Source organism: Acinetobacter pseudolwoffii (assembly GCF_002803605.1).
Lineage (GTDB): Bacteria > Pseudomonadota > Gammaproteobacteria > Pseudomonadales > Moraxellaceae > Acinetobacter > Acinetobacter pseudolwoffii.
On the sequence record NZ_PHRG01000018.1, the window covers coordinates 26,771 to 48,864 of the forward strand.

The following is a 22,094-nucleotide window of genomic DNA, read 5'->3' on the forward strand; positions in this document are numbered from 1 at the left end:
GATCCCTTACTTCCACAACATAGGATTGTAAATAAAGTGTAGTGGCTTGCAAAGCAAGTGGATAAGCTTAAAATTTTAAGTACAAATCAATCCATCACTTGGCAGAACTCAAATCTTTGTGCAAACAAAGTTACACGTTACTTATAACTACCATGTACTGACAGTATGTTCACCTCAATTACTAAAAATAAAGAAATGAGCAAGCATCAGCTGAAGCACATTCCTATTTTTAATTCGGTTCGGCTTTGTTGCATAACGAGCTGAAAGACAGATTTTGAAAATAGCGGATTCAAATCACAAGTGCGACACATTTGTAGTTAGGTGAAAAAGTTAGGTGTATTCGTAGAATCATTAGACTTTTTCAACTCGCAATTGGAAAGCACGCAATGAAGAAATACACCCAACTCTCTCAAGATGAAAGTAAGCGTCCGCTGAGCCCCACTTTTTCTCACTCATGAATACCACGATAGTGTCCACTAAACTTTAAGTGGACACCTATTTATGGATTTAAAGACAGTTATAGACAGCACACCAATGCTAAAAAAGCCCCGTCGAACCTTCACGGCTGAATTTAAACATCAACTTATTCAGCAATGCCAGCAGCCAGATACATCAGTGGCTAACTTAATCGCTGCACTGGTAAACCGAATGAACTTGTAATAACGACTTTCGCAAGAGGTCTATTACTATCATTTAATTATTGCATTAAGTTTAATGATAGGTATTGTATGCGATTTGGCTCGTAATCATTCAGCTATACTTTTTTGATAAAGAAAAGCATGGCTGAAAGCCATGCTTTAGAATTTACTTAATATAATTATGTCAATTTTATAAATATTTAATACTTCTTATTTCTGAGAAATCTATAACTCTCTATACTGCTTAATCTCTATAGCTAGGCCTTAAATCAGCATCAATATCAAATAGGGACCAACAAATACCATTAAAATTCCAGATAAGATCATGCATAAACATGCTGCTACTCCTTCATCTGTATGACGCAAAAAAGCTTTTACTGTTCCAAAACCATGACCTGCATTTCCTAGTGCTGCACCTTGTGCGACATTATTCTTTAAGTTAATAAGTCCAAAAACTAAATTAGCTACTAAAACTGCTGCAATTCCAGTCAGCATAGTAAATAAAATAGATAACTCAATCGATCCATTAATTTGATTTGCGAGTTCCATTGCAAATGGAGTTGAAATAGAACGGGTCATTAAACTAAGTGTTAGTGTTCTATCTAAAGAAAAATACTGAGCTAAGGCGTATGAACTCAACACACCACTTAACATACCAAATACAATCCCTAAGCTAATAGAAATAAAATGTTTAGTAAGAATATGTTTATATTCATAAATAGGGAGAGCAAAAGCTACAGTAGTTGGTCCGATCATCCAAACTAGACCTTGGTTAAATTGCATATATTGCTGGTATTTAACCTGTAGCACGTACAATAATATAATTAGGATGAGTGGTACTGCGATACCTGGTGCTAATAACATATTAGGAAATTTATGGTAAATGCGTAGGAAAACAATGTAGCCAAATACCGTAAGTAATAAAAAAATTATACTTAACATTCGTTTTTTTCCTTAGCAAATTGACCTTCTAGTCTAATCCCCCAATAAACACTATATGCAGTGCTAATAAGGACACAGATAGTACTAAGAACTACAGTAATAATTACCTGAAATCCATAGAAAATAAATAGCTCTTTAAATTGGATCAATCCAACTACACAAGGGATAAAAAATAGTACTAGGTGCTGAATTAAAAATTTTCCGGCAATTTCAACTGATTGTAGCCTTAGAAAACCGGTTAATAAGAAAAATAGTAATAATATTAACCCTATAATATCACCGCTAATTTTAAGATGAAAAAGATGTTGTATACCCCCTCCTAACCCCCAAAAAATCATTATCAAGGACAATTGTAAAAAGAATCGTGTGAATTTCCACATAGCTAAGTCTTCCTAAATAAATATAATTGTATTCTTTTAATTATTTTCCTATTATGAATAATTCTATAAATATTATTCATAATAGGAATATTTTGATTTTGGAATTGAAGCTTCTTAGAATTTTTGTACAAGTAGTTAAATCAGGTAGTTTTTCAGCAGCCGCTGAACAACTCTGCTATACACAACCAACGATAAGTAAATCTATACAACAATTAGAACAACAAATTGGTGAAAAATTATTCATCACTGGGTATAGGAAACGTCACGTTAAACTGACCTTTATAGGGGAACATGTTTATAAACATGCACTATCTATATTGCAGCAACATGAGGATATGCTAGACAGTATTCAAAATATAAGATCTCTCAAAGCAGGAGAATTGAGTCTAGGTTTACCTCCATTAGGTGCAATTTTAATGCATCGTTTGATTGCGCGATATCATAGAAATTATCCTGAAATTAAGCTGAATTTTTTGGAAGTAGGCTCGTTAAAAATAGAAGAAGCCTTAGTGAATAAAAAAATTGATGTAGGAATAGTTTTAGGAAATCCACATAGTGATCTGTACTCAATAAAAATATTAAATTCCCCTTTATGCTTATTAGCAAAACAAGATTCACATTTAACGAAATACGAGAAAATTAATTTTGATGATTTAAAAAATGAGAATTTTATATTTTATACAGATGATTTCAGTTTAACCCCCATCATATTAAGTGAAGCTCAAAAAGCAGGATTTGAACCTAATATTGTCTGTAAAAGTAGCCAATGGGATTTCATAGTAAAAATGGTAGAGGCAAATATGGGCATAGCTATTCTTCCAGAAATTTACTGTAGAAAATTTAGTAACTTAAAAAAAATATACTTCAATAGTGATGATATGACCTGGCAATTACATATGGCTTGGCATAAAGGATTAGAGATCTCTCATGCAACAAAAGCCTGGTTAAATTTAGTAAATAAATATAGTCATGAAATAAGTCTTTAAAATTACATTTAGCATAAAATCTCTTATGCGAAGTCCAATATTAAATTAATCCCTTCACAAGGAAGAAGCTTGCTACAATGACCAATAAAACTGCAAAGCATTTCTTTAACATTGCTGGTGATAAAGCATGTGCCGCCTTCGCACCAAACTTAGCCGTAATGAAACTCATGATGCTAATGCCAATAAATGCATAAATATGCACATAACCAATGGTATTAGGTACATTAATCTCAGCATTTATACCAAAAATAATAAAACCTAATGCACCAGCAACAGCAATGGGGAGTCCACATGCCGCAGATGTTCCAACCGCCTTCTGCATGACCACACCATAGCGATTCAGGTACGGAACCGTCAGGCTACCGCCACCAATCCCAAAGATTGCTGATGCAACTCCAATCACACTACCAGCAGCAATTTGTTGACCTGATGAAGGTAAAGTTTTCGTTGGATCAATTACTTTTTTGGCACCTGTAAACATGGTATAGGCAACCCAAATCAGAAATAAGCCAACAATGATTTGTAGATGTAATCCTGATATCAAACCTGCAATACCCGCCCCAAAAAAGCAACCAATCGCCATGGGTGGTGCTAGATTTTTAAATACCGACCAAATCACAGCCCCATTTTTATGATGCGCCATCAATGAGCTAATCGAAGTAACAACAATGGTTGCTAAAGATGTGCCTAATGCGAGGTGCATAACCACATCGGGGTCATAACCCATTTGAGTAAAGACAATAAAAAGCAGTGGCACAATAATCGTACCACCGCCGACACCAAACAGCCCTGCTGCAAAACCAGCAAAAGCACCGATGACTAAAAAGGTTATAAGTTCCACAATAGACTAACTTTAAAAAATGAAAGGATTAAGGCGTTGAATTAAGCGTGTTCCAACTGACCCACTTGATGATAAGCACGGTTAAAATACACCAGGCTTTCTTCTTGATCGCTTTGTTGAACTTGAAGCACACGACACATGAAAATACTGTGTGTACCCACTTGCTGAATGTCCTGAATTTCACAGTCAAAACTGACCAAGGCATCTTGCAAAATAGGTGAACCAGTTTCCAACGCACTCCACTCACCTAAGTTGAAACGCTCTTCAGAACTGAATTTACTTGAAGCAAAAGCATTTGAAAGCTGTTCATGCTGAGTACTTAGTACGTTTACAGCCAAGACTTTATTTTCAACAAAATGGGCATGTGAACGGGAGGATTGATTCATACAGACCAATAACGTTGGCGGTGTATCCGTCACGCTACATACGGCAGATGCAGTAAATCCATGCATACCTGCTTTACTCGCAGTCGTAATAACATTCACTGCTGTGGTGAGTAAAGACATTGCATTTCTAAAGTCTGTTGCTTCAATCATCTCTTTCATCTCAAATGTACATATCACGTGCTCGTGCTTTAAGTAGAACAAATCATCTTGCAATAATTTGCCCCTGCTTCGCACGAGACTACGTTTGATTAAGCTTCTAGCTCTTTACGAACAATGGCAGCACCTGCGCTTAAAGCCTCAAGCTTGCCACGTGCAACTTGGCGAGAAAGTGGTGTCATACCACAGTTGGTTGAAGGATAAAGTTTATCTGCATCAACAAATTGAAGTGCTTTACGTAAGGTATTCGCCACTTCTTCTGCAGTTTCAACTTTGCTAGTTGCTACATCAATGGCACCCACCATCACTTTCTTACCACGGATCAATTCAATCAAATCCATTGGTACACGTGAGTTTTGGCATTCAAGTGAAATAATATCGAGCTTAGATTGTTGTAGTTTCGGGAATGACTCTTCGTATTGACGCCATTCATTACCTAAAGTTTGTTTCCAATCTGTATTGGCTTTAATGCCGTAACCATAGCAAATATGAACTGCAGTTTCACATTTTAGACCTTCAAGTGCACGTTCTAAGGTTGGTACACCCCAGTCATTCACTTCATCAAAGAATACGTTAAACGCAGGTTCATCAAATTGGATAATGTCTACGCCTGCTGCTTCAAGTTCTAAAGCTTCTTGGTTCAAAATTTTGGCAAATTCCCAAGCCAGTTTTTCACGGCTCTTGTAGTGTCCGTCAAAAAGTGTATCAATCATGGTCATTGGACCAGGCAACGCCCATTTAATTGGCTGACTGGTTTGGCTGCGTAAAAATTTCGCATCGTCTACAAACACTGCTTTTTTACGAGAAACTTCACCCACAACTGAAGGTACACTTGCATCATAACGATTACGAATACGCATGGTTTCACGCTTTTCGAAATCTACACCTTCAAGATGTTCAATAAACGTGGTTACAAAGTGCTGACGGGTTTGCTCACCATCACTCACGATATCGATACCTGCAGTGACTTGCTCATGTAATGATAATTTCAAAGCATCACGTTTAGCTTCTAATAATTCTTCGCCTTCAAGCTTCCATGCAGACCATAATTTTTCAGGTTCAGCTAACCAAGACGGTTTTGGCAAGCTACCCGCAGTTGAAGTTGGGAGTAAAAGTTTCGGTTGTGTAAGCGCCATGTCTAATCTTCTTTGTCTAAATTCGTAAATCTGTTTATCAATTTAATGGATTAAGCAGCTGTTTCGACTTCGAAATTTGCAGCCCATTCATTTAAAATGTCTTGATAAGGCTTAATGAAGTTTTCTTCTGTCCATTTACCTTGCTTAACCGCTAACTCACCACGTTCAACACGGTCATAAACGATACGTGTCAGTGAGTAATCGCCATAGCTCAAGCTTGGTTGATACTCCACACCTGCCGGAGAGTTGGTGTTGTAAATTTCAGGACGATAAATTTTTTGGAAACTTTCCATGGTCGCAATAGCACTGATCAATTCAAAATCAGTGTAATCACGGACCAAATCGCCAGCGAAATAGAATGCTAATGGTGCATTACCACCTTCTGGTTTAAAGTAGCGTACACGTAAACCCATTTTTGCAAAATATTCATCGGTACGTGAATATTCATCATTTTTGTATTCCACACCCAAAATAGGATGTACGTTGGCTGTACGGAAATACGTTTTAGAGGTTGAAACGCTTAAGCAAATGACAGGTTGTTTTTTAAATTCTGCTTTAAATACATCTGAATTGACTAAATGTTGATAAAGCTTGCCATGTAGATTGCCAAAATCTTCAGGTTTTTCACCTACACCACAACCCAATTGTGGCAATACCACGCTGAAGTCGTAATCACGCACATAAGATGAGAAGCTATTGCCGATCATGCCTTCAATACGCTCATTGGTGTGGTGGTCAAGGATGGTACTTTTTAAAGTTTCAATAAATGGAAAGGTTTGACCATTGCCTTCGATATCAATTTCAGCCGAGATGATATCGATTTCAAGTGAATAGCGATCACCTTTTGGATTGTCCACGGTGGCCAAGCTATTGAAACGATTGTTGATCATTGCAAGGGTACGAGCAAGGTTTTCTTGGCGGCTTTCGCCACGTGCCAAATTAGCAAAGTTGGTGGTTAAACGTGTGTTGTTTGCAGGCGTATAGTTCTCATCAAAACGGATACGTTTAATTGAACATTGAAATGCTGTACTCATGGAGATAGGCCACCCTAAATTTTTATAAAAAGCTAAATTTCTGTATGGCTGTATTTAAGCGTGAATCATAACATGAGTAAAACGATATAAATTCAGCTTAAGATGAGAAATACTCATCTTAATAAATTAAAGATGCTGAGGATTTTTAGTTATTCAGTAAGCTAAGCGGCTATCTAAAATCTTTATCTGAAATTGGTAATGTTTTTTGCAACTTGAACCGTACCGGGTTTGTCGGAGACCAACTTTCCTGCGATGAGAAGCGCATCACTTCGCAAGGGAACATCGAGCAAAACGAGATCTACATGATTTTCATCATGCTAAGCAAATCAAACGAATTTGGAAAGAAAGTTCGGGCCGGTATGGCGTTCGTAAAGTCTGGCAACAACTGCAACGAGAAGTTATGTTATTGCGCGCTATACAGTTCTCGATTGATGCAAAATCTTGAAATACAAGGTGTATGGCGTGGTAATAATACAGATATGGTGCTTGATGCGCTGAGTTATGTGTCGTCTTTTGAGCTTGAAGCAATGTACGATTATAAGATTAACCCGTTAGGTCAGGTGGCCTAACTTAAATAAAAGTCTCCGACAAACCCGGTACGGTTCATTGCAGATCGGCAAGGGCATGCGGTGATTCCACCTAGAAAAAATGCGAAACCATGGAAAGATACAAAGAGTAGCTCGCTAGAGCGAAATGAATTACTTCGAACAGTTAAGCGTTTAGGCAGGACACTATGGAAAAAATGGTCAGGCTATCATCGGCGAAGTTTGGTTGAAACTAAGATGCATTGCATCAAATTATTAGGAGATAAAATCAGTGCAAGGAGTTTTGATAGCCAAGTGAATGAGATCCATGCACGTGTAGCAGTCCTTAACAGATTTACGGAATTAGGTCGACCACTTACCCAAGTTACGCCTTAAATTTGGCTCAATTAGGGGCGCTTTGCATTTCAAATCTTTGTGCAACAAAGCCGATCGAAATGATAAAGTCATAAATTGCTTTTCAAAAAAAAAGAAACTAATATGTTTCTTACAGAACCTAAAAGCAATAAATGCATCTACAATGAATAAGTCTTTACTTCAGCAAATCAAAAAAAGACGAACCCAATTGGGCTTAAAACAAGTTGATATGCAATCCCGTACAGGCATTTCAAGACAGCAGTACCAAAAACTGGAAAGTCAGGGCAACCCTCGATTAGAGACCTTAGAAATTATAGCGGCAGGATTAAATGCTCAACTGATGCTCATCCCTGATGATAAGGTTCATTTGATCAGACAATTATTGAATGATGAAATTAAAGTCACTATTGAAGATCAGGATGACTTAATGACTAACCCATGGAAGGGTCTTCTCGGAGGAGAGGAACCATGAATACTGTTGCCGTCCTGAAATTAACATTACATCACGGTATCGTTGGATACTTGGCAGGATTTCAGAGCGGAAAAAATATTCTGGTTTTTACAGATTCTTTCCGCTCTGATCAGCAACGCCCGACCTTGAGCCTGCTGACTTCCCCCTTGTATCCTCAAGTGGATAAAATTTTAGAAAAGACCTATGTTACACATCAGCGTTTACATCCCTTGCTATCAAACTTGCTACCAGAAGGTGCATTACGCGAACTGATTGCACAAAGCCTCAAAGTACATATAGACAATGAATTTCAGTTATTGGCAGCTTTAGGTCATGATTTACCTGGAGCACTCATTGCGACTCCATTAGATCCAGAAGAAATTCCAGATGAAATAAAATTCAAACTGCAGATCTCTAATCCAGATCAGATCTTAAAGCAAGAGATTCGAACAGATAATAAGTTTTCCTTGGCCGGCGTCCAAATGAAGTTTTCCATGAAAGCCAAAGATGGGCGTTTTACACTAGTCCAGGCAACGGAATCGTCTCTACTCGGGGACTGGATTATCAAAACTCCTTCTTCCAGACATGCTTTTGTTCCGCTAAATGAATATTCTATGATGAGCCTTGCCAAAACGGTCGGAATAGATGTCCCTGAGATTCGCTTGGTGGATATGGCCCTTTTACAAGACCTTCCACCATTAAATTTACCCCAAGAGCAATATGCTTTCGCAATCAAAAGATTTGATAGACAGAGTACTGCTGATACTACAGAGCTTATTCACATCGAAGACTTTGCTCAGATCTTCGGTGCATATCCACAGCAGAAATACAGCACCACAAATTATGAGCAGATAGGAAAGATCATTTATCAATTTTCAGATAACAAAATTCTTGATATTCAGCAATTTGCCAGCCGCTTACTTGTCAACATTTTGCTCGCCAATGGAGATGCACACTTAAAAAACTGGAGTATGATTTATCAGGACAAAAGAACACCAAGATTATCTCCCGCATACGATATATTGATGACTAGTGTATATATTGAAAATGAGCTTCATTTCGCATTGAATCTTGCCAAAAATAAAGATTGGTATTTAGCTGAGATGAAACACTTTGAACAATGGGCTGAAAAAGTCGGTGTTCCATGGCGTGTTATTGAAAAACAACTTCACGCCATTATGGACAAAGCACGGTCAGTATGGCCAGCGCTATTACTAGACTTACCTATGATTTCTGTTCATAAAGAAAAATTAAGAGAACATTGGAAAAAATTGCATCCAGACTTTCAGATACTTACAGATGATTAGAGGAAACCTGTAACCAAGCTAAAATTTCTCAAACAATTTCATCACATCATTTTCCGTCAGTTTCGCTTCTCCCTCATGATCTGTGCTTAGAATAGACTGTGCCAGTTCTGCTTTATTCTGCTGCAAGGCAATAATTTTTTCTTCTATGCTTTTATTGGTAATCAGCTTATACACAAATACCGGCTTGTCCTGTCCAATCCGCCATGCACGATCTGAAGCTTGATCTTCAGCAGCAGGGTTCCACCATGGATCATAGTGAATGACCGTATCTGCGGCAGTTAGATTCAGACCGACCCCTCCTGCTTTCAGACTGATTAAAAATACTGGCACTTGTCCAGACTGAAATGCTGTAATGACTTCATCTCGCTTTTTGGTCTTTCCAGTCAGCTTCACATAGCCAATTTCTGCGTGATAGAGCTGTTGTTCAATCAGTTCCAACATTGAGGTAAACTGAGAGAAAATAAGAATTTTTCGTCCCTCTTCCACCATTGGAACAACCATATCCATCAACTGTTCAAGTTTGGCAGAATACGCCTGCCCGGTTTTAACTGAATCCAGTTTCAGCAAGCTAGGATGACAACAGACCTGACGCAGCTTCAGCAAGGCATCTAAAATTTGGATTTGACTACGCTTAAAGCCTTTTTCTGCCACAATTTTCTGAATATTTGCCTGCATCGTGGCGCGAACAGCCTCATATAGCTTGGATTGCTGCTCATTCATGTCAATATTGACTTCAATCGTGGTTTTTTCAGGCAATTCCTTGGCAACGTCAGTTTTCAAGCGACGTAAAATAAAGGGTTTAATGCGGTTTACCAACTTTTGCCTTAACTGCTGATCGCCGCGTTTTTCAATAGGATAGCGGTACTTTTTATTAAAGATTTCTTGTGAATATAAAAATCCTGGCATTAGAAAATAAAATAGTGCCCACAGCTCACCCAAATGATTTTCCATAGGTGTACCAGTTAGACATAGACGATGTCGCGCTGTTAATTGCCGTACTACCTGTGCAGCTTTGGCACGCGGATTTTTAATATTCTGCGCTTCATCCAGAATGAGTTGATGATATTCATATTGCTTCAGTTGCTCTTCATCTCTCGCCAAGAGCGGGTAGGTGGTTAACACAATGTCATAGTGTGAAATCTGCTCAAAATACTGATGGCGGTCGGGGCCTTGTAGCAGCAGTACCTTGAGCTCAGGGGTAAATTTTTCCGCTTCTTTGAACCAGTTATGCATCAGCGATGTGGGTGCAACAATTAAGGCGGGTCTGTCCTGCAAATGACCAGCCTGCTTTTCCATGAGTAAGTGGGCTAAAGTTTGTGCTGTTTTACCCAAACCCATATCATCCGCCAGAATCCCGCCATGCTGGGTTTCCCTTAAAAACTGTAACCAGCCTAGGCCCTGCTGCTGGTATGGACGTAATTCCCCCTGAAAACCTTGTGGTGTCGGCAGTTGTTGCTGATAGCCTTGTTTGAATTTCTGCGCAAATTGCTGCAGGCGATTACTGACCTGCCACACCATCCCCAGATGATGCTGTAATTCTAATAGTTGACTCGCATCATAGCGATCTATGCTACGCTCTTCTTGCTGTAAAATGCTCTGCAGATGCAACAATACCGGCTTAATGTCCTTTGCGGATAAAGCCAAATCTGGTTGATCCGCTGCAGTTTTCAGGGTGAAAATTTGACTGTCATTCAGATGACCAAAAATCCGTGGATCAAGTAAATCAGGCTGTTCTTTCACCAAAGCCACAAGTGCATCGAGTAAATCATAGCTATTGCCTGCACTGTCCTGAACGGTCGCCCCGATATTGAACCAGTCTTGTTGGCTTTCAGATTCAGTGATGGAAATATTTAAATTTTCAACATATTGCAGCTTAAATGGGCTGTGTTCCAGATGCTCTATCTGCCATCCAATCAATTCAATTTGATTGATGGGCATCAGCTGTTTGATCCAGTCTCCATAGAACGCAAAAACCATAGAATCAAGACGTTGTTTATCCAGTTTTAATTGCTGGTAATAATTAAGATCTTTCACCCACTTCAGTGATTCGACCAATAGCTGTAAACGCTGGATTGACTGTTGTTCCTGAACTAAGTCCCGAAGCTGTCGCACCATTTTGCCATGCTGCTCACCAATAAAACTGTCACCTGATGTACCTGCTTTTATTCGTCCGCCTACATAGGAGAATTCAATTTCGGCACAAACAGACTCTTCCCATTTCCAATCAAATTTATCTAAAACACCGAAGCGTAAAATTGGCTGGGGACTTCCCTCAAGGACATCAATATGCTGAATAGACTCGGGCTGAGGCAGATTTTTCACGTCTGAATATTGATGAGTCAGTTTCTCAAACTCTGGCAAGAGCATAGATGGAAGATCAGGCATCTGTAAAAAATGGTACAGAAGATTTGCCGTATATTCACCATATAACTGGCCCACCGTGTTCTGTTGAATATCCACATAACATGGGGGATGGCTCGCGAGAATCTGAATATGTGGATTTGATTTCAAATCGAGTCGAATATCACCATTGACCAATTCAATGTTTAAATGCTCTGTCTGTTTGTTTACACCTTGTTGCCAGATCAGTTCGATGTGATAGCCTTGTTCTGACCATTGAAGTGCAGTATGGCTCTTTTTTTGCCAGTACACATCGCCACTTTGAATAAAAGATTTGAAATGTTCCAATAAAATTCTGGAGATATCAAGATTGCTTTGATAAAAGCGTTCGTCACTGTTTATTTTGGCATAATAATAAATCTGGTTAAATAATTGTCGTTTTTGTTCAGGTAAAGTCAGATGCTTTCTGGTGATATTTTCATATTGGGTATAATAACTTTCCCCCGCAATTGAGCCGTTTTTATTGCGTCTGGCCTTCTGAACATCAACTGTCAATTTCTTTAAGCTGACAGACTGATCTAGCAGGTAAATTAAATAATTGTTTGTTTTGACAGATTGCTCTGGTTCAGTCTGTTGTAAATACCGTTTAAAATCATTCAACCAGCGCTGCGCCTGATCATCCCCCCGTTGGCGTTTTGCGATTCCCTGCGAGGATTGAGATTCAGCATAACGCTGTTGAAATTCCTGACGATATTCTTGAAAGAATAATCGCGCTAAAGCAGCAGCATGTTTACAGTTATATCCAACCGGACAAGTGCAGTCGTCATCGATTAAACGGTCTTTTTTAAGATTATAGGTAATCGCGGTATCGTAATAATCTGTCCCTTCAATTTGAGCATACATCGTGACATCATCATTTTCTTCAAAGAACTCAATTGTTTCTCTATCAATGTGTTTAGCATAGCTCAGACTGCGCTGAAGAGTTGCAGTACTAAAGCGAGATAGAAAATTGATCAATGAGGACATAATTACCAGAAACCAAAAATGTTTATACAATTATAACGGACAAAGCTGTCATTTCAGAACAGTAGTGCTCGCCAACGTATCAAAAGGAAATAAATCCATGCTCAAAAACTTAATGTTTACTACAATGGATGGGGTGAATATTGGCTTTGGGGTACATTGGTCTCCTCAACCGCAATCACAGGTCGGCCATTAATCGCCTTTGAATACAGTGCAGAAGCGATCAGTAAAGGTTTAGAACTTTCCTGCACATCAAATGGATATCATGGGTGAGGCACTGAATATTCCTCGACAAGCTCTTGTGAAACTTGGTACTCAGGAAGCGGAACTTTGTGTCCAAGAAGTCGATGAAATTATTGGCTCGATTTGTAAGGTTGCAATCCGATTCAGCAATATCGCTCATGACCTATTACCTGGACAAATTCAAGCAGAGACTCTCCAACTGATCCAAAATAGGATTGAGCATAATATTCATTTATTGCACTAAATAGCCTTCACAAAGCTTCTATGAAGGGCTTACTCTAACCGTTGTTTTATCACGGCATAAGCTACACCAGTCACCACACTTCCAATCGCAATCGCCAATAAATATTTTAATGGATAATTCATCGCATTCGGAATGATCAGTACCATTACACCGCCATGAGGAGTGACTAGTTCACATTTAAATAATGCAACCAAAGCCCCAGTTACAGCACCACCTGCGATCGCGCATGGAAGCACTCGAATCGGGTCTTTGGCAGCAAACGGAATAGCCCCTTCCGAAATGAAACATAGGCCCAGAACTACAGCAGCCTTCCCTGCATCTTGCTCAGGTTTGGCAAATTTATGCTTTGCCAGAAAAGTTGCAATTGCCATACCCAATGGCGGTACCATACCCGCAGCCATGGTAATCGCCATCGGTCCGTATGTTTGTGACGTAAGTAAGCCCACCGTAAAGGCATAAGCCGCTTTATTTATTGGCCCCCCAACATCAATACACATCATACTCCCAAGGATAATCCCCATGATCATGGCATTGGTCGTCCCCATATTGGCAAGGAAGTGTGTGAGTAATTCAAACAATTGTGCAACAGGCTGTCCAACCACATAAATCATGATTAAACCAACAGCTAAACTCGCTAATAGTGGAATAATCAAAATTGGTTTTAATGCTTCTAGGCTACTTGGGAGTTTAAGCTGTTTCGATAAAAATAACGCAATATAACCTGCAATAAAACCTGCAACTAATCCACCGAGAAAGCCTGCCTCTAATTGTGTTGCAAGTAAACCGCCAATCAAACCTGGAGTTAAACCCGGACGATCCGCAATAGAATAAGCAATGTAACCTGCCAGCATAGGTACCATAAGAGTAAATGCTGCAGCACCTATTTGCTTTAAGGATGCGGCAAAGCTTCCTTCAACAGGGTTGAGGCCAAACATAAACGAGATGGCAATGATCAAACCGCCCGCCACCACCATCGGCAGCATGAAAGACACCCCTGTTAAAAGGTGTTTATAAATTCCAGTTTTTTCTTTGTTTTCATTTTCTGTCTTAGTGGCTGTTTGCTTACCCGTTTCAAGCACTTTGGCTTCAGCAATTGCATTTGCAAAAGTCTTATCCGTTTGCTTAAGAGCAAATCCTGTACTGCAGCGATATACACGTTTGCCTACAAAGCGATCTGTATTGACCTCAATATCCGTTGCTAAGATCACGACATCTGCTTTGGCAATACTTTCTGCCGATAAAACATTTTTAGCCCCAACCGATCCTTGGGTTTCAACATCAATCTGATAACCGTACTTTACTGCACCTTGTTGTAAGGCTTCGGCCGCCATAAACGTATGCGCAACACCAGTTGGACATGCTGTAATGGCGACAAACCGTGTAACCCCTACATTGGCTGCAATAGTTTCATCTAAAGCATCTGAATGCTCAAGAACTTGTTGCAAAAGCATGATCGCATCGTGTTGTGCGTTATTCAAACCAATGACTTTCACAACCTTGTCACGCAGTTGATCCGCTTCTGCCGACTTCTGTCCTACAAAAACAACCGTATCAATAACATTTGATAAATCGAGATGCTCGACTGATGTCGCCACATGATTGGAAATACCAAGTGCTGTCGCTGCTTTGGACAGTTTTTTGGACAAAATCACTGCATTAATCGGCTGCTCGGGACTATGTGGCACAAATAAAATATGTTTTATCTCTGGCATCGTATTAACTCAATGATTGGACTGAGATTTGCGATTTCAAATCTTCAATAACAGCAAAGTCTGGAAGGGCAAACCCAATTTGGGTCACAGCATTGCTCGCAATTGCGGTTGCTGTTTTCAATGTTTCTTCTGGGGAAGTTGAACTCAACAACCCATGAATCATACCTGCCAGCAAAGAATCTCCCGCACCCACAGTACTTTGGACGGTGACCTTCGGTGCAGTAGCATGCAGGGGGTGCGTGCGGTGAAGCCAGTTCACCCCGTTTTCACCCATCGAGACCACAATATGTTCGATCTGACTATTTAAACTGGCAAAAAGATGCTGCTGTTCTGCAAACGTTTCTGCTGGCAAATGGTAAGTTTCCGTCAACTCATCTGTATTAGGCTTAATCAACCAAGGATGGGCAGCAATTGCTGCTTTCAACGCAACACCACTGGTATCTACTGCGACTTTTTTACCCGCAGACTGTAACCATAAAATCAGTGTCGAAAGCTCTTCTGCAGAAAACCCTTGTGGCAAACTGCCAGCAATCACAATCACATCAACCTCTAAAATCAGTTGAGATAAACGTTCACATAGTTGTTGTTTTGCTGAGGTATCTACAAAAAAGCCCTTGCCATTGATGTCAGTCATCTGACCAGAAGCTTCTGCAACTTTAATGTTTTGTCGTGTTTCACCTGCAACATAAATAAATTGGTTATCAAATTGCTCTTGCTGGATATGATGGTCAAAAATTTGACGGTTTTCTTGCCCCAAAAAGCCACTCACAATCAGTTCATGTCCCAAATCCTTAAGGACCTGTGCCACGTTTAAGCCTTTACCTGCTGCATGGCTTTGGGCCGTTAACTGACGATTGACCTCGCCAACTTTTAGTTGATCCAATTGCACGGTGAGGTCAATTGCAGGATTCAGAGTAATGCTTAATATCTTAGCCATTCGTAATTACTCCACCAATGCACGTACGGCAGACGCACTGTCACAACTTAAGGCTTGCTGTGCGACCTGTTTGCAATTTATATAGTTCAAACCACGAATTTGCGCCTTCACCAATGGAATACTGGTACTCGACATACTCAACTCATCCACGCCCAAGCCTATCAATACAGGCACAGCTTTTGGATCAGCAGCCAATTCACCACAAATGCCCACCCATTTACCATGCTGATGTGCTGCCCGAACAGTTTGATCAATCAATAGCAAAATACTCGGATGTAAGCCATCAGCTTCAGCAGACAACAGTGGATGACCACGGTCAATCGCCAGAGTATATTGAGTCAAGTCATTGGTTCCAATACTAAAAAAATCAACTTCTTGAGCAAGAATTGGAGCCAACAATGCTGCCGCAGGAACCTCAATCATAATACCGACTTGTAAGTTTTCACATGGATGCTGTATGCGAACCTCATCCAAAATTGCTTTTGCTGCTCGCCATTCTTCAACCCGCCCAATCATCGGAAACATAATTCTTAATGGGCGATTATCCGCTGCTTTAAGTAAAGCAACCAATTGCTGACGTAACAACTCTGGCTTACGTAAAGTCAGACGAATACCACGTAAGCCCAAGAATGGATTTTCTTCCTTTTCAATAGGCAAATACGGCAAAGGTTTGTCCCCGCCCACATCAAGTGTACGTACCACCAATGGACGACCTGCCAAAGCATCTAACACCACCCGATAATCGGCTTCCTGTGTAGCCTCATCAGGCGCACTGCTGTGTGACATAAAGACCAATTCTGTGCGTAGCAAACCAATTGCTTCTGCCCCATCGGCCACAGCCTGTATCGTAGCGCCCACTTTGCCAATATTGGCTGCGATTTCAACTTGATGTTGATCCAGTGTGATGGCAGGTTCTAAACAATGCTGTTCCGCTTGTTCTCGCAACTCACGCTGGCGTTGGCGCTCTGCAATGGCATGATCAATCTGATTTTGCTCGGGTGAGACCACATACTCCCCAGTATCCCCATTAATTAGCACGGTGGCATGGTTCTCAATATTTAAAACAGCTACACCTGCACCTACGACTGCTGGAATAGCCAGAGCACGTGCCACAATGGCGCTATGGGCACTCGCTCCACCAACCGCGGTCAAAATGCCTGCAACACGATCTTTATTCAGACGCGCTACATCACTCGGACCAACATCATGCATAATTAAAATATAAGGTTGCTCGGGTTCTGTGACATCGGCCACACCACACAAAGCAGCCAAAACACGCTCACCAATATCCCTTAAATCAGCCGCACGCTCTGCCAGTAAACGATCGCTAAGTGCAGCCTGTGCGGTAGCAGCTACTTCAATATGATCATGCCAAGCTGCAGCAGCAGACAACCCTTGTTTTAAACCGCGTTGTACACTTTGGAGGAGGTCTGGATCATCCAGCATTTCCAAATGTGCCATGAATATCTGTTTAATGGCAGTAGATTCAGTATGTGCAATGAATTGACGTAAGCTATTTTTCACCTGATGAAGCGCAATTTCAAGCTTTTCATTCTCAGCTTTAAAGCTCTGTCCGCGACGTTCATAACTAAATTCACGTGGCTTCACCACATGTGCAGGACCAAAAGCAAGGCCAGTTGATGCAGCAATACCGCAGCTACCCGTATCGCCATGTGATTCAAAAGGCATTAATTCCAAAGTATTTACGACTGGGTCACTACTGCTATGCTGATGAGATACAAGGTCAACAGCTTCAACCTCTTCTCCTAAGCCCTGTTGAACTGCATCAATAATCTGTTCTAAGCCTGCTACAGCATCGGTATCAGGTTGTGCAATAAAAGTCAGAGTTTGACCACGACGGCATCCCATGGCTAATAATTTGGTTAAACTTTTTGCCGAAACGTAAGCCCCCTCATCTACAGCAACGAGAATATCCCCTGCAAATTTCTTGGTCATATTGACCAAGTGTGTCGCGGGACGCGCATGTAGACCATGAGCGTTAGCTAAGACAATACGACGAGATGGCCAATCAGGAATCAGTTCAGCACCAATTAACTGCGCCAATTGGTGACTATCTTGCTCTTGGTTGAGGGTATGAACTTGTTCAGTATCAAACAAAATATCCATTAACCGTTGAAACCGTTGCATATCCAGTTGCTCATTACTGGCAATACACACCAAAGTCTTGAGCATTTCCTGCTGATGGCTTAAAACCTGTTCCGCTTTTACCAAACTTACAGCTGGGCTCAAAACATGCTGGTTAGAAGTGATCGACCAGACCGCCTCCCCTAAATGAATCATGCTGTTTAGATTTAAACCCGACAGAAAACCACACTCCACCATTTTTTGCTGTTTCAGCAACTGTGTTGCCTGCCAAATTAAATCTTCTACATCAAGTGCGGGAACTTGGGTGGCGATTAAATTTTCATGCAATGCCAAAGATGCGGGTTGGGCTTGTAATAATGAAATAATTTGCTCTGCAGATTGAGCCTGTTTCACTTGATCAGCGACATCATTAATTAAAGCTCGCGTCAAAATTTGTAAGACTTGCAAATGCTCATCTGATTTCGCAGCAATCACCACTGCTAAATAAATTTTATTTTCACCGTCCCAAACAACTCCTTCAGGAAAGTGTGCCAGACGAATACCAGTTTTTAAAATACATTGGCGAGACTGAGGCGTCCCATGCGGAATGGCAATTCCTTGCCCTAAATACGTTGCACTTTGTTGTTCGCGCACGGTCAACCCATGAATATAATCAGGTGTAACCAATTGGTCTTCGACCAAGATATCGACTAGACATTGCAACGCTTGTGCCTTATCAGTGGCGTGTTGTTTCATTCGAACATGTTGTATATCTAGCGCGAGCATAAAACGTCCTTGCAAAGCAGCATAGTGAGAAGATGCTTTTTTACTGCAGAAAAAATAAGTCGAATTCTACTCAGGATTTACACAAAAATCTGTATTTTTTGATTTTATCTTCATGATCATCATTACGATTCTTGCGTACCACACCATGGGCACGTGAAAAAGTAGAAAGCTTATATTTGTACGTCTTACGCCAAAAGGCCAAACAGAAACCGTAACCTCAGGCAACACCCCTCTCATCATAAAATTATACCAGTCAGTAAAATACCCTTAGATTAAGCATATGTATGTTGGTTATTATTGTTGATTATCACAATAAATTAGTGACCAAAAATCAAAGTATCCGACCCCACCTTAAATTACGTCACACAAAATAAAAACTCTATATAACTGTTATATATAGAGTTTATTAACGTACCAATTATGTTATTTAGTGTATTTTATGTCGGTGACTCTTGCCAAGGTTGGTTTTTTTCAAAAGGAAGCTTTGTTTACCCAAATTATTCAGATAAAAATCTCTTTTTTCAAAGGAAAGTTGGCAAAGCCTTAGTAATGTGAGTAATTAAATCGCTTACTCTTTCTCTAGCTTGACCAGGCAATCCGATGTAATATCTGCAATGGTTCTTGCACCAGTCAATGTCATTGCCACACGCATTTCTTTCTCAATCAAATCTAGTAAATTACTTACCCCAGAACCGCCGGCAGCACCAAGTGCGTATACAAATGCACGACCAAGCATGCAAATATCTGCACCCATAGCCAACATACGTACCACATCAAGACCGTTACGAATCCCTGAATCTGCTAAAATTTTGATGTCACCTTTGACCGCACTTGCAATTGAAGGAAGCGCACGAGCAGAAGACAAAACACCATCAAGCTGACGACCACCGTGATTGGAGACCACAATTCCATCTGCTCCGAAACGTACCGCATCCTTGGCATCCTCAGGATCTAAAATCCCCTTAATAACCATGGGACCCTCCCAATAATCACGAATCCACTCAAGATCTTTCCAAGAAATTGAAGGGTCAAAGTTATTTCCCAGCCAACCGATATAATCTTCCAGACCTGTCGGCTTACCTAAATATTTCGAAATGTTACCCAAATCATGCGGACGACCCAATAAACCGACATTCCAAGCCCAGTGTGGGTGCATACACGATTGCATATAACGACGTATTGCAGCATTTTTACCACTCATTCCTGAATGTGCATCACGATAACGCGCACCTGGAACAGGCATATCGACTGTGAATACTAAGGTAGAACAGCCTGCGGCTTTAGCACGTTCCAAGGCATTTTTCATAAAACCACGGTCACGTAGTACATACAGTTGAAACCACATCGGACGTTGAATCGCAGGTGCCACTTCTTCAATTGGACAAACTGAAACTGTTGATAAGGTAAATGGAATGCCCTTTTTATCTGCGGCAACCGCGGCTTGAACTTCACCACGACGCGCATACATACCCGTTAGACCTACAGGTGACAATGCCACTGGCAACGCCAAATTTTCACCAAACAATTGCGTTTCTAAGCTCAGCTCAGACATGTCATTTAACACACGTTGACGTAAAGCGATTTTTGATAAATCGTCTACATTACGCTTTAAAGTATATTCCGCATAGGCACCACCATCGATGTATTCAAATAAAAATGGCGGTAAACGACGTTTCGCAGCTTCACGATAGTCATTTGCAGAAGAAATAATCATAACTTATGTCCTATTTAATCGACTCGAACGTTGACGACGAGCTTCTTCTTCATCGATCATACGTACGCGTTGAACAACAAATTCAATATGCCCACAAGCTGCCTTACGTGCAGTCTCTGAGTCTTGACGTTCAATTGCGTCCATCACCTCAAAATGCTGGTCATACAATTGTTCAAAATGTTGTGGTGTGGTGTAAACTTTACGTCGCCCTAACATCACGTTGTCTTGCAATAAATCAAACAAACTACGCATCATTTGGATCAGCACTAGATTGTGGGATGCTTCTGCAATCGCCAGATGAAAATTCGCATCCGCTATTGCTGCGTGGGCATCATCACCTAAAGCCTGAAAATGGCTAATCTGCTCAAAACATTGACGAATATTGATCAAATCACTGGGTGTGGCACGTTGTGCGGCATACCATGCTGTACCACCTTCAAGCACCATACGAGCTTCTTGTACATCAAAACGATATTCAGGATCCTGATCCATCAAACCGGATAATGGCTCAACGATTTGATACTGTGACCAATGTGCAGGCAACTGCTTTAAATAGGTGCCTGCACCCGCTTTGCTCTGAATAATCCCTGCGGTAATCAGTTGTTGAATCGCCTCACGTAAAGAGCTACGAGACACACCTAACTGTTCACAGAGTTGGCGTTCAGCAGGCAATCGCTCTCCGACTTGCACATTATTTTTTTCAATCAACAGACGTAAACGCTGTACCACTTTGTCGGAGACTTTCATTTTTTTCCTTGACCCGTTTACGGAATCATCCACGGGAAAACATAAGCTTGTAAGGTCACAATAATACCAATCATCACCGTAAAGATAATGCTGTGTTTTACTGTAAATCTAAATAAATCAGATTCTTTACCAACTAAACCCACTGCTGCACAAGCAATCGCGATTGATTGAGGGGAAATCATCTTACCTGTTACTCCACCACTGGTATTGGCAGCAACTAACAAGACTTCAGGCACACCGATTTGCTGTGCTGTAGTTGCTTGTAACGCTGAAAACAATGCGTTAGCTGAAGTATCTGAACCTGTAAGAAACACTCCAACCCAACCCAAGAATGGTGAGAAGAAGGTGAAAGCCTGACCCGTATGTGCCAGTGCTAAAGCAAGCGTTGCTGACAGACCTGAATAGTTTGCAATGAATGCAAAAGCCAGTACCATACCAATCGAATAAATTGGGGTTTTTAGTTCATTCACGGTTTCAAAGAATGTCGAAACTGCCTCTTTAGGTTTCATGTTTAAATAAATAATCGTGATCAATGCCGCCAATATAATCGCCGTACCCGTTGCTGATAACCAATCAAACTTATAAATCGCATCATAATCTTTAATTTCAGGCACGACAGGTGGTAGCTTTTGAATCAATTGATGCAAATACGGCACTTTAATTGAAACTACTAAATCACTTAATGGGCCGTCCTTAACAAATAAATCTTTAAAAGGTTTGATGCTCCAGATCGTCACCATTGCTGTAAGTATCAGAAATGGAGACCAGGCTTTGGCTATCTGTGCCACACTATATTGTTTACGAGCTTGCTTGATAATAGTTTCATCTACCTGTATATTTTTGTCCTCAAAAAGAAAAATATGTTTTGGTTTCCAATACTTAAGTAAGATAGTTAAACTGATTAATGATGCAATTGCAGCAGTGATATCGGGTAACTCAGGCCCAACAAAATTTGATGTTAGATATTGCGCTAAAGAAAAAGATAAGGCATACTTTTAGTGTGCCTTTTTTGTTTTGATGCAAAAAAAGTCAGTGAAAGGCATGATTAGTAGTTGCAAATGAAAACACTTCTCATTTATTATTGGCGTACTTTAATTGTGCTAACCG

The 22,094-nt window shown here is 40.4% G+C and carries 14 protein-coding genes and 7 pseudogenes; 7 read left to right on the forward strand and 14 right to left on the reverse strand.

Features of this window, described 5'->3' with window-relative positions; genetic code table 11:
- Positions 1-902 precede the first annotated feature (902 nt).
- Positions 903-1,580, reverse strand: coding sequence for an LrgB family protein (locus tag CWI32_RS14730; RefSeq protein ID WP_074382655.1), 678 nt, complete (start codon positions 1,578-1,580; stop codon positions 903-905).
- Positions 1,574-1,960 (reverse strand): CidA/LrgA family protein, encoded by a 387-nt coding sequence (locus CWI32_RS14735; RefSeq protein WP_005093813.1) that lies wholly within the window; start codon positions 1,958-1,960, stop codon positions 1,574-1,576. Before CWI32_RS14735 ends, CWI32_RS14730 begins: the two co-directional genes overlap by 7 nt.
- A gap of 98 nt (positions 1,961-2,058) precedes the next feature.
- Between CWI32_RS14735 and CWI32_RS14740 the strand changes: the two genes are divergently transcribed.
- Entirely contained in the window at positions 2,059-2,946 is an 888-nt protein-coding gene (locus tag CWI32_RS14740) for a LysR family transcriptional regulator (RefSeq protein ID WP_035337435.1), read from the forward strand.
- 40 nt (positions 2,947-2,986) lie between these two features.
- Here CWI32_RS14740 and CWI32_RS14745 read toward each other — a convergent pair whose 3' ends face one another.
- The 4 genes from CWI32_RS14745 to CWI32_RS14760 form a co-directional block, all read right to left on the reverse strand.
- Positions 2,987-3,787, reverse strand: coding sequence for a sulfite exporter TauE/SafE family protein (locus CWI32_RS14745; protein WP_005093808.1), 801 nt, complete (start codon positions 3,785-3,787; stop codon positions 2,987-2,989).
- 41 nt (positions 3,788-3,828) lie between these two features.
- Positions 3,829-4,323 carry a flavin reductase gene (locus CWI32_RS14750; protein ID WP_005093807.1) on the reverse strand — a complete coding sequence of 165 codons (495 nt, stop codon included), beginning with the start codon at positions 4,321-4,323 and terminating at the stop codon, positions 3,829-3,831.
- A gap of 98 nt (positions 4,324-4,421) precedes the next feature.
- Positions 4,422-5,465, reverse strand: coding sequence for a methionine synthase (locus tag CWI32_RS14755; protein ID WP_004733166.1), 1,044 nt, complete (start codon positions 5,463-5,465; stop codon positions 4,422-4,424).
- A gap of 50 nt (positions 5,466-5,515) precedes the next feature.
- Entirely contained in the window at positions 5,516-6,499 is a 984-nt protein-coding gene (locus tag CWI32_RS14760; RefSeq protein ID WP_074382654.1) for a putative oxygenase MesX, read from the reverse strand.
- A gap of 277 nt (positions 6,500-6,776) precedes the next feature.
- Here CWI32_RS14760 and CWI32_RS14765 point away from each other — a divergent pair.
- The 4 genes and pseudogenes from CWI32_RS14765 to CWI32_RS14780 form a co-directional block, all read left to right on the forward strand.
- Positions 6,777-6,972: pseudogene (locus CWI32_RS14765) on the forward strand (IS3 family transposase); the annotation flags it as partial.
- Between the two features lie 132 nt (positions 6,973-7,104).
- Positions 7,105-7,419 (forward strand): annotated as a pseudogene (locus CWI32_RS14770) (transposase); the annotation flags it as partial.
- A gap of 142 nt (positions 7,420-7,561) precedes the next feature.
- Entirely contained in the window at positions 7,562-7,870 is a 309-nt protein-coding gene (locus CWI32_RS14775; protein ID WP_004282130.1) for a helix-turn-helix transcriptional regulator, read from the forward strand.
- On the forward strand, positions 7,867-9,156 hold the full coding sequence (locus CWI32_RS14780; protein ID WP_100535629.1) for a type II toxin-antitoxin system HipA family toxin: 1,290 nt from the start codon (positions 7,867-7,869) through the stop codon (positions 9,154-9,156). Before CWI32_RS14775 ends, CWI32_RS14780 begins: the two co-directional genes overlap by 4 nt.
- 18 nt (positions 9,157-9,174) lie before the next feature.
- Here CWI32_RS14780 and CWI32_RS14785 read toward each other — a convergent pair whose 3' ends face one another.
- The gene (locus CWI32_RS14785) at positions 9,175-12,522 is read right to left on the reverse strand and encodes a DEAD/DEAH box helicase (protein ID WP_005093800.1); all 3,348 of its coding nucleotides are present in this window, start codon (positions 12,520-12,522) and stop codon (positions 9,175-9,177) included.
- A 247-nt stretch (positions 12,523-12,769) separates the two neighbouring features.
- On the opposite strand from CWI32_RS14785, the pseudogene CWI32_RS14790 reads away from it, so the two are divergent.
- A pseudogene (locus CWI32_RS14790) lies at positions 12,770-13,006 on the forward strand (hypothetical protein); the annotation flags it as partial.
- A gap of 29 nt (positions 13,007-13,035) precedes the next feature.
- Here the strand turns inward: CWI32_RS14790 and CWI32_RS14795 are convergent.
- The 4 genes and pseudogenes from CWI32_RS14795 to CWI32_RS15580 form a co-directional block, all read right to left on the reverse strand.
- The gene (locus CWI32_RS14795) at positions 13,036-14,718 is read right to left on the reverse strand and encodes a fructose-specific PTS transporter subunit EIIC (RefSeq protein ID WP_004733119.1); all 1,683 of its coding nucleotides are present in this window, start codon (positions 14,716-14,718) and stop codon (positions 13,036-13,038) included.
- Positions 14,719-14,722: 4 nt separating this feature from the next.
- Positions 14,723-15,655 (reverse strand): 1-phosphofructokinase, encoded by a 933-nt coding sequence (gene pfkB, locus CWI32_RS14800; protein WP_004282140.1) that lies wholly within the window; start codon positions 15,653-15,655, stop codon positions 14,723-14,725.
- Positions 15,656-15,661: 6 nt separating this feature from the next.
- Positions 15,662-17,908: pseudogene (ptsP, locus tag CWI32_RS14805) on the reverse strand (phosphoenolpyruvate--protein phosphotransferase); the annotation flags it as partial.
- 261 nt (positions 17,909-18,169) lie between these two features.
- A pseudogene (locus CWI32_RS15580) lies at positions 18,170-18,526 on the reverse strand (PTS mannitol transporter subunit IIA); the annotation flags it as partial.
- Positions 18,527-18,642: 116 nt separating this feature from the next.
- Between CWI32_RS15580 and CWI32_RS14810 the strand changes: the two are divergent.
- Positions 18,643-18,741, forward strand: a pseudogene (locus CWI32_RS14810) (VF530 family DNA-binding protein); the annotation flags it as partial.
- Positions 18,742-19,094: 353 nt separating this feature from the next.
- Here the strand turns inward: CWI32_RS14810 and lldD are convergent.
- The 3 genes and pseudogenes from lldD to CWI32_RS14825 all read right to left on the reverse strand — a co-directional run.
- Positions 19,095-20,240, reverse strand: coding sequence for an FMN-dependent L-lactate dehydrogenase LldD (gene lldD, locus CWI32_RS14815; protein WP_004282143.1), 1,146 nt, complete (start codon positions 20,238-20,240; stop codon positions 19,095-19,097).
- 3 nt (positions 20,241-20,243) lie between these two features.
- Positions 20,244-20,987, reverse strand: coding sequence for a transcriptional regulator LldR (lldR, locus tag CWI32_RS14820; protein WP_100535630.1), 744 nt, complete (start codon positions 20,985-20,987; stop codon positions 20,244-20,246).
- A gap of 17 nt (positions 20,988-21,004) precedes the next feature.
- Positions 21,005-21,970: pseudogene (locus CWI32_RS14825) on the reverse strand (lactate permease LctP family transporter); the annotation flags it as partial.
- Between the last annotated feature and the right edge of the window lie 124 nt (positions 21,971-22,094).